Here is a 14,041-nt window from a genome sequence, read left to right as displayed (position 1 = left end):
TAGCGACCGGTGGTCGTCCCACCAGCCGACGCCAGCGACCAGCACCAGGCCGGCGGCGACGGTGGCGATGCCCGCGCCGTGCTGCGGCCATTGCAGGGCCGCCCAGCCGCAGGCCAGCAGCACCGCCGCCACGATCGCCACGCCGCCGCCGCGCGGCGTGGCCACGGTGTGGCTGCGCCGCTCGCCCGGCGCGTCCATCAACTTGCGTTTGAGTGCGTACTGGCGCGACAGCCAGGTGCCGGCCGCGCTGAACACCCCGAGCGCCAAGAGCAGCGCGGCTCCTGCGATGGGCACTACACCACCGCGTAGTTGAGCAACGGCTTGACCGTGCCCCACTCCTTGCAGCTGGGGCATTGCCAGTGGTGGGTGCGCGCGCCGAAGCCGCAGCGGGTGCAGCGGTAGCTGGGATTGCGCACCAGCAACTGGTCGGTGATGTGCTTGAGATCCTGCAGGGTCGCGGTGGAATCGGCGCCCTCGGCCAGGGTCAGGTCGATCAGCGCGGACTCGCCGCGCACCGACGGCCGGTCCTTGAGCTGCCGGCCCAGGTAGGAACGCGCGGCGGAAATGCCTTCCTGCGACTCCATGAGCCGGGTCAGCGCCAGCACCGGAGCGATACCGCGGTAGTGCTCGGTCATCTCCGACAGGAACGCACGCGCGCCGCTGAGATCGTTGCCGCGGCGGTAGCACTCCATCAGCGCCGGCATGATCTCCGGCAGGTAGTCCGGGTCGTGGCGCGCGGCGCGCTCGAAGGCGCGGATGGCGGCCTCGTCGTTGCCGTCGTCGACATCGATGCGCCCTTCCAGGATGCCGGCACGCACCGACTTGGCATCGGCCTGGTAGGCGCGCGCGATCGCCTCCCGCGCCAGGTCGTTCTTGCCCGAGGCGCGGTAGCGGTCTGCCAGTTCGCATTCGAACTGGGCGATCAGCTTGCCCATCGGCTCGCCGGTCACCTCTTCGTAGCGGGTGGCGTTGTCGATGGCCTTTTCCCAGTCGCGTTCGGCCTGGTAGATGCCGATCAGGTGCTTGAGCGCCTGCGGCGCACGCTGGTCGATCTGCGCCAGCTCGGTGAACACGGTTTCGGCGCGGTCCAGCAGCCCCGACTTCATGTAGTCCTCGCCCAGCGCCAGCAAGGCCTGCACGCGTTGCGCGTCGCTTAGGTCGCCGCGCTGGACCAGGCCCTGGTGCAGGCGGATGGCGCGGTCGACCTCACCGCGGCGACGGAACAGGTGGCCCAGCGCGACCTGGGTCTCGAAGGTTTCCTTGTCCAGTTCGGCGATGTGCAGGAACAGCTCGATCGCCTTGTCCGGCTGCTCGTTGAGCAGATAGTTGAGGCCGCGGAAATAGGTGCTGGACAGCCGGCTGACCTGGGTATCGCCATGGCGCTGGCCGCCACGGCGGCCGATCACCCAGCCGCTCAAGGCCGCCAGCGGCAGGAACAGGAAGAACCAGAACCACTCGGTCAGAAAGTCCATCGAAGATCAGCGTCCGTCCAAGGGCTGGTGGGCATGGGGGGAAACCGGCGCGACGGCCGGGGTCGCGGCGTTCGCGGCCTTGTTGGCGCGACGCAGCTTGGCATACAGGGGGATCACCAGGGCCGCCAGCACCAGCGAGGCGCCGATCAGCACGCCGGCGAACAGCGAGACGATGATGGCGATGCCGGAGGTGGTGGCGATGCTGGAGAACACGAAGTTGATCTGGATCGGCTGCGAATTGAGCGACCCGATGACCAGGCCGGCCAACAGCAACACCAGCAGGATCAGCAGTCGTGCAATCTTCATGAGCAACTCCAGCGTCGGGAGACACTAGATTAGCCGAACAGGCGTGGATTCCGGCAAGCGCCGGACGCCGGGCTCAGGGCGTGTCGGATTCGACCGGGACGACGCCGCTCACGCGCTCGCGCAGCTCCTTGCCGGGCTTGAAATGCGGCACGTGCTTGCCGGGAAGCGCGACGGACTCGCCGGTCTTGGGATTGCGTCCCAGGCGCGGCGGCCGGTAATGCAGGGAAAAGCTGCCGAAGCCGCGGATCTCGATGCGATCGCCGCCGGACAGGGCGCCGCCCATCATTTCCAACAACGACTTCACCGCCAGATCGACGTCGTCCGACTTCAGATGCGCCTGCTTGCGCGCCAGGATTTCGATCAGCTCGGATTTGGTCATTTACGGATGCGTGCAGTGGGGTCGCAACCTGGCACGGCCCGGGAACACCGGGCCGTGCCAGTAACGCTGCGTGTGGCGGATTACTCGGACTTGTTGCCGTTCAGCTGCGCACGCAGCAGCGCGCCCAGCTGGGTGGTGCCGCCCGACGCGGACTGGTATTCCTCCAGCACTTCGCGCATTTCGGCATCGTCCTTGGCCTTGATCGACAGCTGCAGGGTGCGGCCCTTGCGGTCCATGCCCACGAACTTGGCTTCGATCTTGTCGCCGACCTTCAGGTGCTGGCTGGCGTCGTCGACGCGCTCGTTGGCGATGTCGCGCGCGGCGACGTAGCCTTCGATGCCGTCGGCCAGGTCGATGGTGGCGCCCTTGGCGTCCACTTCACGCACCACGCCCTCGACCTTCGAGCCCTTCGGGTTGGCGGCCATGTACTGGCCGAACGGATCCTGCTCCAGCTGCTTGACGCCCAGGCTGATGCGCTCGCGCTCCGGGTCCACCGCCAGCACCACGGCTTCCAGCGTGTCGCCCTTCTTGAAGTTGCGCACGATGTCTTCGCCGGTGGTGTTCCAGCTGATGTCGGACAGGTGCACCAGGCCGTCGATGCCGCCGTCCAGGCCGATGAAGATGCCGAAGTCGGTGATCGACTTGATCTGGCCGGACACCTTGTCGTTCTTCTTGTGGGTGGCGGCGAAGGTTTCCCACGGATTGGCGGCGACCTGCTTCATGCCCAGCGAGATGCGGCGACGCTCTTCGTCCACGTCCAGCACCATCACTTCGACTTCGTCGCCGACCTGCACGACCTTGGACGGGTTGACGTTCTTGTTGGTCCAGTCCATCTCGGACACGTGCACCAGGCCTTCCACGCCCGGCTCGATCTCGACGAACGCGCCGTAATCGGTGACGTTGGAGACCTTGCCGAACACGCGGCTGTTGGCCGGGTAACGACGCGCGATGTTGTCCCACGGATCCTCGCCCAACTGCTTCAGGCCGAGGCTGACGCGGTTACGCTCGCGATCGAACTTCAGCACCCGCACGTCCAGCTCGTCGCCGACGTTGACCACTTCGGACGGATGGCGCACGCGCTTCCAGGCCATGTCGGTGATGTGCAGCAGGCCGTCGATGCCGCCCAGGTCCACGAACGCGCCGTAGTCGGTCAGGTTCTTGACCACGCCCTTCAGGATCGCGCCTTCCTGCAGCTTGTCCATCAGCTGCTCGCGCTCTTCCGAGTGCTCGCTCTCGACCACGGCACGACGCGAGACCACCACGTTGTTGCGCTTGCGGTCCAGCTTGATCAGCTTGAACTCCAGTTCCTTGCCTTCCAGGTAGGCCGGGTCGCGCACCGGGCGCACATCCACCAGCGAACCGGGCAGGAACGCGCGGACATCCTTGATGTCCACGGTGAAACCACCCTTGACCTTGCCGCTGATGCGGCCGGTGATGGTCTCGTTCTTCTCCAACGCTTCTTCCAGCTCGTCCCACACCATGGCGCGCTTGGCCTTCTCGCGCGACAGCACGGTCTCGCCGAAGCCGTTCTCGAGCGAGTCGAGCGCGACCTTGACCAGGTCGCCTTCGGCGACGTCGATTTCGCCAGCGTCGTTACGGAACTGCTCGATCGGCACGATGCCTTCGGACTTCAGGCCGGCGTTGATCACCACCACGTCGCCGCGGACTTCCACGACGGTACCGGTGACGATGGCGCCGGGCTTCAGCTTGGCCAGATTGGCCTGGCTGGCTTCGAACAGTTCGGCAAAAGATTCGGTCATTTGAAATTACTCTAGTGGACACACGGACAGGGCGTTTTCTTCTGGAAAACAGCGACTGCCCACCTGTTAGTCGGCCCGAACAGCGGCCGGGTGTGGAATGGAAAAACCGCAGCGCGGGATTGCGCAGCGGAGCCTTTGACGCTATCGATGGAACATGGATGTTGCGGGTGTTGCGAGGGAACCGGCGGCATCCATGACGATGCCGCCCTGCTGCTGCCCTGCGTGCCGCTCAGACCGGCAGCAACTGCAGGACGCGGCCCACCACCTGGTCGATGTCCATGCCGGTGGTATCGAGGAGGACGGCATCGTCTGCCGGCCTCAGCGGGGCCACCGCGCGTTGGGCATCGCGTGCGTCGCGGGCCATGATCTCGCGCAGCAGGTCGTCGAATATAACCGAAACCCCTTTTTCCTTCAACTGCTTATGCCGGCGCTGGGCACGCTCCTCGGCGCTGGCGGTCAGGAACACCTTGTACGGGGCGTCGGGGAAAATCACCGTCCCCATGTCGCGACCGTCGGCGACCAGCCCGGGAGGGGTGCGGAAGGCCCGCTGGCGCTGCTTCAGCGCCGCGCGCACCTCGGGGATGGCGGCGATCGCCGAGGCCACCGCGCCGGTGGTCTCCAGGCGCAACTCGTCGGTGGCGTCGGCGCCGTTGATCCGGACCCGCAGGCCGCCGCCGGCGACCTCGTCGAAGTCCACCCGGGTATCGAAGGTGCAGCGCACCAGGGCGGCGGCATCGGAAATGTCCAGATTGGCCCAGCTGGCCGCGACCCCGACCGCCCGGTACAGCGCCCCCGAATCCAGGTAATGCCAGCCCAGGCGGGCGGCGACGATGCGGCTGACGGTGCCTTTGCCGGCCCCGGAAGGGCCATCGATGGTCAGGACGGGAGCGGGCTCGTTCATGCGGTTCCTCGGACGGGGGGCGGCGCATTGTAGCGCCGACGCCGGCCGGGCTGGCGCAAGCAGTTGAAACCATGAAGAAAACCAGGCTATAATCGCCGGCTTACTGATCCCGCGCCATGGTTTCGGCCGTGCCGCCCTCCTTCGAATCCACAAGTTTACGCCGAGGTGTGCCATGAAAGTCCTGTCCTCCCTGAAGTCGGCGAAGGCCCGTCACCGCGACTGCAAGGTGGTCCGCCGCCGCGGTAAGGTCTTCGTGATCTGCAAGTCCAACCCCCGTTTCAAGGCGCGTCAGCGCTGATCCGACCCGGCCTGCCCTGCCGCGCCGCGCGCAGCGATGGCCGGTCGTCGACGAAAGCCGCCTTCGGGCGGTTTTTTGTTATCGAAGTTTGCTGTAATCGGCGCTCGTCCTCTGGGGAGTACACGTGATGAAGCATCGTCTGTCCGTCCTGCCGCTGCTGGCCGTGTTGGGCCTGGCCGGCGGCGCCCACGCCGAGACCCTGCTGGTCGACCGGGTCAAGGAAGAGCCCGCCGCGGCGCTGCCGACCCGCGGCCTGAGCATGGCCCAGGTGCAGGCGCGCTACGGCGCACCGCAGCAGAAGCTGGAGCCGCGTGGCGGCCAGAAGCGGCAATGGCCGACCATCAACCGCTGGGTCTATCCGGCCTTCACCGTGTACTTCGAGAAACAGAAGGTGGTGGACGTGGTCGCCAACAAGGCCGACGCCAACGAGATCGGCCCGAAACCCGCGATCCGCTGACGCCGACCCTGCGCCCGGTCGCGCGTGCGCCTGGCCGAGCACCCCAGCACTGCCGCGTCGCGGTCGCCCAGCCGCGGCGCGGCGCAAAGCTCCCGCGCCCCGCCGGTGCGGGATACGAACGACACACACCCTGGCGCGATGCCGGGCACAACCTGAGTAGTGGTCGCAATGACTGATCGTCTTCGCCTTCCCGCGGAATGGGAGCCCCAGTCCGCCATCCTGATCGCCTGGCCGCATGCCGGCACCGACTGGGCCGAGCGCCTGGCCGAGGTCGAGGAAACCTACATCGCCCTGGTCGCGGCGATCGTGCGCTTCCAGCGGGTGCTGATCTGCGTGGCAGACGCCGACCTGCAGATCTACGCCGAGGCGCGACTGCGCTCGGCGCGGGTGGACATGCAGCGGGTGCGCTTCGTCGAGGCCGAGTACGACGACACCTGGCTGCGCGATTCCGGCCCGATCACCCTGGCGCGCGCCGGCGGCGGCTTCCAGTTGCTGGACTTCCGCTTCACCGGCTGGGGCGGCAAGTTCCAGGCCGGTCGTGACGACCAGTTGGTGAGCGTGCTGGCCGAGCAGGGCCTGTTCGCCGACAGCGACGTGCGCCGCATCGACTTCGCCCTGGAAGGCGGCGCCATCGACTGCGATGGCGCCGGCACCCTGCTGACCACCTGGCAGTGCCTGCACGAGCGCCATCCGCAGCGCAGCCGCGAATCGCTCAGCCACGACCTGGCCGACTGGCTGGCGCAGCAGCGCGTGCTGTGGCTGGACCACGGCTACCTGGAAGGCGACGACACCGACGCGCACATCGACACCCTCGCCCGCTTCGCTGGCCCCGACGCCATCGTCTACCAGGCCTGCGACGACGCCGGCGATTCGCACTACGCCGAGCTGCAGGCGATGGGCGCCGAACTGGCCGCGTTGCGTACCGCCGACGGCGCGCCCTATCGCCTGTTCCCGCTGCCGTGGGCGCAGCCGGTGATCGATCAGGGCCGGCGCCTGGCCGCGTCCTACGCCAACTTCCTGATCGTCAACGGCGCGGTGCTGATGCCGGCCTACGGCGACGCAGCCGATGCGCAGGCGCAGGCGGTGATGGCGCAGGCCTTCCCGCAGCACGAGATCGTGCCGATCCCCTGTCGCGCGCTGATCTGGCAGAACGGCAGCCTGCACTGCATCACCATGCAGCTGCCGGCCGGACTGCTGGCGGACTGAACCGCCGCGCCTGCGCCGCACGCCGGCGCAGCACCGAGCACCCGCGCCGCCGCCACGCGTGGCGCGGGATTCATCTCCCCGGAACCTGCCGCGCGGCCATCCGCGCTACCATGCCGGTTTACCGCGAACCTTGATTCCGCAATGAGCCGAAACACTCTTTCCGTCGCGCTGATCCAGGAGCGCAACCACGGCGACGCCGCGGCGAACCTGGCAGCGATCGAATCGCGTGTGGCCGAGGCCGCCGCGCAGGGCGCGCAGCTGGTGCTGCTGCAGGAACTGCACAACGGCGCGTACTTCTGCCAGCACGAATCGGTGGACGAATTCGACCTGGCCGAGCCGATTCCCGGCCCCAGCACCGAGCGCCTGGGCGCGCTGGCCAAGCGCCATGGCGTGGTCCTGGTCGGCTCGCTGTTCGAGCGCCGCGCCGCCGGGCTGTACCACAACACCGCGGTGGTGTTCGAAAAGGACGGCAGCCTGCTGGGCAAGTACCGCAAGATGCACATCCCCGACGATCCGGGTTTCTACGAGAAGTTCTACTTCACCCCGGGCGATCTGGGCTTCACCCCGATCCAGACCTCGATCGGCCGCCTCGGCGTACTGGTGTGCTGGGACCAGTGGTATCCGGAAGCGGCGCGGCTGATGGCCCTGGCCGGCGCCGAACTGCTGCTGTACCCGACTGCGATCGGCTGGGACCCCAGCGACGAACAGGCCGAGCAGGAACGCCAGCGCGATGCCTGGATCCTCAGCCATCGCGGCCATGCCGTGGCCAATGGCGTGCCGGTGCTGAGCTGCAACCGGGTCGGCCACGAGCCGTCGCCGCTGGGCGCGTCGGGCATCCAGTTCTGGGGCAACAGCCACGTGCTCGGGCCGCAGGGCGAGTTCATCGCCGAGGCCGGCGCCGAGCCGACCGTGCTGGTCTGCGACGTCGACCTGCAGCGCAGCGAGCACGTGCGGCGGATCTGGCCGTTCCTGCGCGACCGCCGCATCGATGCCTACGGCGACCTGCTGAAGCGCTACATCGACTGACCCGCAGCGCCGTGCCGGGTCTTTGCTAGTGCAGCGCCGTTGACTGCGGCGCGGCGCGACCCGGCCGCAGGCGCCCATGCCTGTCGCGGCCGATGCCCTCACACCCCCATGCCCGCTGAGCCCCGGCGCTGCCGAGGCGCCCTCCGATGAGTGATGGAATGAACGAACTTTCCCAGGCCGACGGCGACGATGCGCTGTTCGACGGCCAGCCGTACCGCATCGTCGAACGCGATGGCATCCGCTACACCCTGCTCGGCACCGCGCACGTGTCCCTGGCCAGCGTCGCCGCGGTGGAACGGGCGATCGGCAGCGGCCGTTTCGACGCGGTGGCGGTGGAACTGGATCCGCAGCGCCTGCAGGCGCTGACCGATCCGGACGCGCTGACCAAGCTGGACCTGGTGCAGGTGATCCGCAAGGGCCGCGTGGCCCTGTTCGCCGCCAACCTGGCGCTGGCCGCCTACCAGCGGCGCCTGGCCGAGCAACTGGGCATCGAGCCCGGCGCCGAACTCAAGCGCGCAGTCCTGCTGGCGCGCGAACGGCAGTTGCCGGTGTACCTGATCGATCGCGAAGTCGGCCTGACCTTCAAGCGCGCCTCCAGCCGGCTCGGCTTCTTCGGCAAGCTGAAGCTGGCCAGCGGCCTGCTCGGCGGCTTGTTCGCGTCCGACGAGGTCGGCGAGGCGGAGATCGAGAAGCTCAAGCAGGGCGACATGCTCGAAGCCAGCTTCGGCGATTTCGCCAGCGAGAGCCCGGCGCTGTACGACACCATCATCGCCGAGCGCGACCGTTACATGGCCACGCGCCTGCGCGAGGAACAGGCGCAACAGCGCGCGCTGCCGCTGGCCGGCAATGCCGAACCGCTGGATGGCGCCCCCGGAGCCGGCGTGCGCGACGTGCTGGCGGTGGTCGGCGCGGGCCACCTGGCCGGCCTGGCGCGGCACCTGCAGGGCGACCAGGACGACCCAGCGACGCTGCGCAAGGCGCTGGAAGAGGTGCAGAGCAAGAAGAAGGTGCCGTGGATCACCCTGACCCTGACCGCGCTGGTGCTGGGCGGCGTGGCCTGGGGCTACTGGCACGGCGGCTTCGCCCTGGGCACCGACCTGCTGCTGCAGTGGGTGCTGTTCACCGGCGGCCTGGCCGGGCTGGGCTGCATCCTGGCCGGCGGGCATCCGCTGAGCGTGATCGCCGGCGCCATCGCCGCGCCGCTGAAGCCGTTCCGCCCGGGCGTGCCGGCCGGGGCGTTCAGCGCCCTCGTCGAAGTGCACATGCGCAAGCCGGCCTATGGCGATTTCCTGGCGCTGCGCGACGATGCGCAGAACCTGCGCGGCTGGTACCGCAACCGCGTCTCGCGGGTGGTGCTGACCTTCCTGCTGACCAACCTGGGCAGCATGCTCGGCGTGTGGCTGGCCGGCTTCCGCATCTTCGGCAAGCTGGCGGGTTGAGTACCCGCCGCGCGGCGGCGGCAACTGTCACCGCGCGGGTTCGCCTTTGTGGGAGGGGCTTCAGCCCCGACGCCTCGGCGGTACGGCGTCGGGGCTGAAGCCCCTCCCACATGTCGTTTGGAGCAGCGACAGAGCCTCCGGATCAGGACACCATCTGCGCGGCCATGCCGCGACGCCCACGCGCGCGCCGCACCAGGTTGGCCACGCCGTTGCTCAGATCGTCCAGGATCGCGTAGATGGTCGGCAGGAACAGCAGGCTGACCACGGTCGAGAACGCCAGGCCGCCGGCGATGGCGCGCGCCATCGGGTAGTAGGCCGGGCCGTCGCCGAACATCTGCGTGGTGGTCAGCGAGATCGGCACCATCGCCAGGATCGCCGTGCCCATGGTCATCATGATCGGCCGCAGGCGCTCGCGCGAGCCTTCGATCAGCGCCTCGGTGCGGCCCAGGCCGCGCCGGCGCAGATTGTTGATGTGCTCGATCATCACGATGCCGTTGTTCACCACCACGCCCATCAGCACCAGGATGCCGATGAAGGCCATGATCCCGAAGCTGGTGCCGGTGATCCAGAACAGCCAGAACACGCCGAACACCGAGAACAGCACACCGCTCATGATCGCCACCGGGAACAGCAGCGATTCGAACATCGCGGCCATGACCACGTAGATCATCACCAGCGCGATCAGCAGGTTGAACAGCATTTGCTTGCTGGCCTGGTCGTCGTCCTGGCCGTCCGCGCCGTCGAAGCTGTAGCGGTAGCCGACCGGGAAGCTGACTGCGTTGAGGGTGTCCTCGATCGCCTGCTTGGCTTCCGGCGCGGTGACCTTGGCGCCGAGGTTGGCGGTGATGGTCAGCGTGGTCTGCCGGTTGGTACGGGCGATCTGGGTCGCGGCCGCGCGCGGCTGCGTCTCGACCAGGCTCAGCAACGGCACGCTGCGCCCGTCCTGGGTGCGCACGTTGAAACTGTCCAGGTCTTCCGGCGAGGTCTGCTCGGCACCGGCGAAGCGCACCCACACCGGCACCTCGTTGTCGCCATGGCGGAACTCGCGCAGCGACGCGCCGCGCAGCGCCAAGCCGACGAAGCTGGCGACCTGCTCGGCGCTGAAGCCGAACGCGGCGGCGCGCTCGCGGTCCACCCGCACCGCCAGTTCGGCGCTGCGATCGCCGCTGTCCACGCGCACATCGCGCAGCTCCTTGCGCCGCGCCAGCAGCGGCACCACGTCGTCGGCGAGCGCGCGCAGCGCCTCGGTGGAATCGCCGACCAATTGCACCTGCACGGTCTGCCCGCCGCCGTTGCCGCCATCGCCGCCGTTGCTGTTGCCGACGTGGAAATCCACCCGCGCCGAGCGCGGCAGTTCCTTGCGGATGCGTTCCATCAGCGCAGACAGGTCGCGGACCTGCTTCAGATCGACGGTCAGCGTGGTGCTGCTGCCCTCCTCCTCGCTAAACCAGGAATACACCTGGGTCACGTGGTACTGCGCGCGGCGCGCGTCGATGAAGCGTTCCAGCCGGGTCACTTCCTCGGCCATCTGCTCGCGCGTGTAGGCGCCCTTCCACTGGTAGCCGATGAAGACCTGCTCGCCGCCGTCGCCGCCGAACATGTCCTTCTTGGTCTGCAGCATCGGGATCACGCTCAGCGCGCTGATCAGCACGATCGCGCACACGCTCCAGCCGCGATGCGCCAGCGACCAGGCCAGCACCCGCGCGTAGCGGCGCTGCAGGCGCGGGATCAGCCCGTGCGGGGAATGCAGCAGTGCCGGGGTGCGCATGCGCGCCGACAGCATCGGGATCAGGCTCACCGCCACCAGCCACGACGCCAGCAACGACACCGAGATGGTGATGGCGATCTGCGACATGAAGATGCTGATGTTGTTGGTCTCGCCGAACAGGTTCGGCAAGAACACGATGCAGTGGCACAGGGTGCCGGCCGACAGCGCGATGGCGACATTGCGGGTGCCGAGGATGGAGGCGCGCTGCGGCTGGTCGGGCATGCGCTCGCGCTCCTGGTAGATGCTCTCCACCACCACCACCGCGTTGTCCACCAGCATGCCCACCGCCAGCAGCAGGCCCATCATGGTCAGGATGTTGAGGGTGACCCCGGCGAAGTACATGAAGCCCAGGGTGATGGCGAAGCAGATCGGGATCGCCAGGGTCACCATCAGCGTCGACGGCCAGTGCCGCAGGAAGAAGAACAACACCGTCACCGACAGCAGCAGGCCCACCGCGCCGGCTTCGGCCAGTTCCGCCAGCGAGGAGGTCACCGCCTTGCCCTGGTTGTCGATGACCTTGATCTGCACGTCGCTCAGCGCCGGCTGCTTGCGGATCTGCTCGACCTCGGCCAGCACCGCGCGCGAGACCTCGACCAGATTCGCGCTGCGCTCCTTGAACACGTCCAGGCCCACCGCCGGGCGCCCGTCCAGGCGCCGGCCGTAGCTCATCCGGGTCGGCTTCAGCCGCACCTCGGCGATGTCGCCCAGGCGCAGGCCCTTGGCGTCGATGACCAGGTCGCGCAGCTCCTGCAGGTCGCGCAGCTCGCCGACCGGCTGCACCCGCAGGCGCTGGCCGTTGTCGTCGATCTGCCCGGCCGACAGCGAGAAGTTGAGCTTGCCCAGGCGCTCGCTGAGCTGGTTGAGGCTGAGGTTGTGCGCGCTGAGCCGGTCCGGGGCGATGGCGATCTCGACCTCGTTCGGTGGCGCGCCCGACACCGACACCTTGGCCACCCCGGGAATGCGCTCCAGGCGACGCTTGAACTCGCGATCGAGCATGTCGTACGCGCCGGTCAGGTCGGCCGCGCCGGCCAGACGTACCTTCAGCACCGGCTGGTCGCTGCTGGACCACTTGAACACGTTGTAGCGCCGCAGATCGGCCGGCAAGTCGGCGCGGATCGCGTCGATACGCTCGCGCGCATCGGAGGCGGCGATGGCGATGTCGCGGTCCCAGTCGGAGAACTCGATGAAGATGTTGGCGCCGTCGGCGGTGGCGGTCGAGCGCATGCGCTTGATCCCGGTCATCGTCGCCAGCGCTTCCTCGGTCGGCCGCACCAGGTTGCGCTCGACCTCGTCCGGAGTGGAGCCGGTGTACGGCAGCTGCACGAACAGGAACGGCGCGGAGATGTCCGGCAAGGCCTCCAACGGCAAGCGAAAGGCAGCGATCAGCCCGACCACCACCAACGACACGAAGCACATGATGGTGGTGACCGGACGGCGGATGCTGAACTCGGCGACGCTCATGCCGGCGCGCCCTCGCCGTCCTGCAGGCGCTGCTCGCCGTTTTCACGTTGCCGCGCACGGCGTCCGCGTTCGGCGTAGTACGCGTCGGCGCGGCGGTCCAGGCGGTCGTAGACCACCGGGATCACCAGCAGGGTCAGCAACGTGGACACCAGCAGCCCGCCGATCACGGTGATCGCCATCGGCGCGCGCACCTCGGCGCCCTCGCCACTGGCGATCGCCAGCGGCAGGAAGCCGAACAGCGTGCACAGCGTGGTCATCACGATCGGCCGCAACCGCGAGCGTGCGCCTTCGATCAGCGCCGCGCGCTTGGCCACGCCCTCCTCGCGCAACTGGTTGACCTTGTCGATCAGGATGATCGCGTTCTTGGTGACCAGGCCCACCAGCAGGATCAGGCCGATGAACACCACCACCGACACCGGCTTGCCGGTCAGCAGCAGCGCCAGCACCGCGCCGACCAGCGCCAGGGGGATGGTGAACAGGATGACGAACGGGTGCAGCAGCGACTCGAACTGCGAGGCCATCACCAGGTACACCAGGAACACCGCCAGGCCGAACGCGAACAGCAGCGAGCGCGCCGACTGCGCCAGTTCCTCACCCTGCCCGCCGATGTGCATGCCGACGCCGGCGCCGAGCGGATCGCGCGCCACCATCTCGCCGACCTCGCGCACCGCCGTGCCCAGGTCGATGTCGCGCAGATTGGCCGAGACGATCGCCACACGGATCTGGTCGGCGCGGTGGATCTCGCTGGGGCCGGTGGTGGCGACCACGTCGGCGACCGCGTCCAGGGTCACCGGCCGGCTGCTGCCCGGATTGACGATCAGCCGGCGGATGCTGTCGACGCTGGCGCGGTCGCTCTGCTGCGCGCGCACCAGCACGTCGATCTTGCGGTCGCGGAAGCTGTAGCGGGTGGCGACGTCGCCGCGCACCTTCTTCACCACCACGTCGGCGATCTGCCGCGTGGTCAGTCCCAACGCGCCGGCACGCTCCTGGTCGAAGCGGATCTGGATCTCCGGGAAGCCCTCCTCCACCGTGGATTTGACGTCGGCGAAGTGGCCGTTGCCGCGCAGCAGCGCCGCCAGCTTCTGCCCGGCGTGCTGGATGGTCTGCAGGTCCTGGCCGCGCAGTTCGATCTCCAACGGCGCGGAGAAACTGAACAGCTCCGGCCGGCTGAAACCGACCTGCACGCCCGGATGGTTGCGCATCGTCGCGCGCATGCGCTCGCTCTGCTGCGCCTCGAACTGCGCGCTGCCGCCGCCGGCCATGGCGATGGTAAGCTTGCCGATGTTCTCGCCGCTCTCGGTGGGGTTGGCGTCGAGCCGGGTGCCGCTGCCGCTGACGCCGTACAGCGCCTGCACGCCCGCGTCCTTGCCGTGCACCTCCTGCAGTTCACGCACCAGCGCATCGGTCTGCCGCAGCGGCGTGCCGGCCGGCAGCTTCACCGTCATCTCGAAGCGGTCCTGCGCCAGCTGCGGGATCAGGTCGGCGCCCAGCAGCGGCGCCACCGCCAGGGTCGCGGCGAAGGCAAGCGCCGCCAGTCCCAGCACCCAGCCCGGACGCGACAGCGCACC

Annotated in this window: 12 protein-coding genes and 1 pseudogene; 5 read left to right on the top strand and 8 right to left on the bottom strand. The window is 68.5% G+C overall.

What is annotated here, in order from left to right:
- From D180_RS16910 to cmk, 6 genes and pseudogenes are all read right to left on the bottom strand, one after another.
- Positions 1-294 (bottom strand): annotated as a pseudogene (locus tag D180_RS16910) (lipopolysaccharide biosynthesis protein); the annotation flags it as partial.
- Positions 294-1,472, bottom strand: a complete 1,179-nt coding sequence (gene lapB / locus D180_RS16905; RefSeq protein WP_017910701.1) for a lipopolysaccharide assembly protein LapB — start codon at positions 1,470-1,472, stop codon at positions 294-296. The pseudogene D180_RS16910 and the gene lapB, both read right to left, overlap by 1 nt.
- A 6-nt stretch (positions 1,473-1,478) precedes the next feature.
- The gene (locus D180_RS16900; RefSeq protein WP_017913729.1) at positions 1,479-1,778 is read right to left on the bottom strand and encodes a LapA family protein; all 300 of its coding nucleotides are present in this window, start codon (positions 1,776-1,778) and stop codon (positions 1,479-1,481) included.
- A 73-nt stretch (positions 1,779-1,851) separates the two neighbouring features.
- Positions 1,852-2,157, bottom strand: a complete 306-nt coding sequence (locus tag D180_RS16895) for an integration host factor subunit beta (protein WP_010342890.1) — start codon at positions 2,155-2,157, stop codon at positions 1,852-1,854.
- Between the two features lie 80 nt (positions 2,158-2,237).
- Complete coding sequence (rpsA, locus tag D180_RS16890; protein WP_010342889.1) at positions 2,238-3,917, bottom strand: 30S ribosomal protein S1; 1,680 nt, start codon at positions 3,915-3,917, stop codon at positions 2,238-2,240.
- A 229-nt stretch (positions 3,918-4,146) separates the two neighbouring features.
- Positions 4,147-4,818 (bottom strand): (d)CMP kinase, encoded by a 672-nt coding sequence (cmk, locus tag D180_RS16885; protein ID WP_017913728.1) that lies wholly within the window; start codon positions 4,816-4,818, stop codon positions 4,147-4,149.
- Between the two features lie 172 nt (positions 4,819-4,990).
- Here cmk and ykgO point away from each other — a divergent pair, with 172 nt between their 5' ends.
- The 5 genes from ykgO to D180_RS16860 all read left to right on the top strand — a co-directional run bounded on the left by ykgO (position 4,991) and on the right by D180_RS16860 (position 9,244).
- Positions 4,991-5,116 carry a type B 50S ribosomal protein L36 gene (ykgO, locus tag D180_RS16880; RefSeq protein WP_010342887.1) on the top strand — a complete coding sequence of 42 codons (126 nt, stop codon included), beginning with the start codon at positions 4,991-4,993 and terminating at the stop codon, positions 5,114-5,116.
- 127 nt (positions 5,117-5,243) lie between these two features.
- Positions 5,244-5,573 (top strand): hypothetical protein, encoded by a 330-nt coding sequence (locus tag D180_RS16875; protein WP_017913727.1) that lies wholly within the window; start codon positions 5,244-5,246, stop codon positions 5,571-5,573.
- Positions 5,574-5,741: 168 nt separating this feature from the next.
- Entirely contained in the window at positions 5,742-6,779 is a 1,038-nt protein-coding gene (locus D180_RS16870) for an agmatine deiminase family protein (protein ID WP_017913726.1), read from the top strand.
- A 141-nt stretch (positions 6,780-6,920) separates the two neighbouring features.
- Positions 6,921-7,805, top strand: a complete 885-nt coding sequence (locus D180_RS16865) for a carbon-nitrogen hydrolase (protein ID WP_017913725.1) — start codon at positions 6,921-6,923, stop codon at positions 7,803-7,805.
- Between the two features lie 158 nt (positions 7,806-7,963).
- The gene (locus D180_RS16860) at positions 7,964-9,244 is read left to right on the top strand and encodes a TraB/GumN family protein (protein ID WP_017913724.1); all 1,281 of its coding nucleotides are present in this window, start codon (positions 7,964-7,966) and stop codon (positions 9,242-9,244) included.
- Positions 9,245-9,386: 142 nt separating this feature from the next.
- Here the strand turns inward: D180_RS16860 and D180_RS16855 are convergent, their stop codons facing one another.
- Together D180_RS16855 and D180_RS16850 are read right to left on the bottom strand one after the other, a co-directional pair.
- Entirely contained in the window at positions 9,387-12,473 is a 3,087-nt protein-coding gene (locus D180_RS16855) for an efflux RND transporter permease subunit (RefSeq protein ID WP_017913723.1), read from the bottom strand.
- Positions 12,470-14,041, bottom strand: a 1,572-nt coding sequence (locus tag D180_RS16850; protein WP_017913722.1) for an efflux RND transporter permease subunit, incomplete at its 5' end; no start/stop codon positions are given. The genes D180_RS16855 and D180_RS16850, both read right to left, overlap by 4 nt.

It is taken from the genome of Xanthomonas sp. SHU 166 (assembly GCF_000364685.1).
Taxonomy (GTDB): Bacteria; Pseudomonadota; Gammaproteobacteria; order Xanthomonadales; family Xanthomonadaceae; genus Xanthomonas_A; species Xanthomonas_A sontii.
Note: the sequence above shows the minus strand (reverse complement) of the source record. Positions and strands in the feature narration are given on the sequence as shown.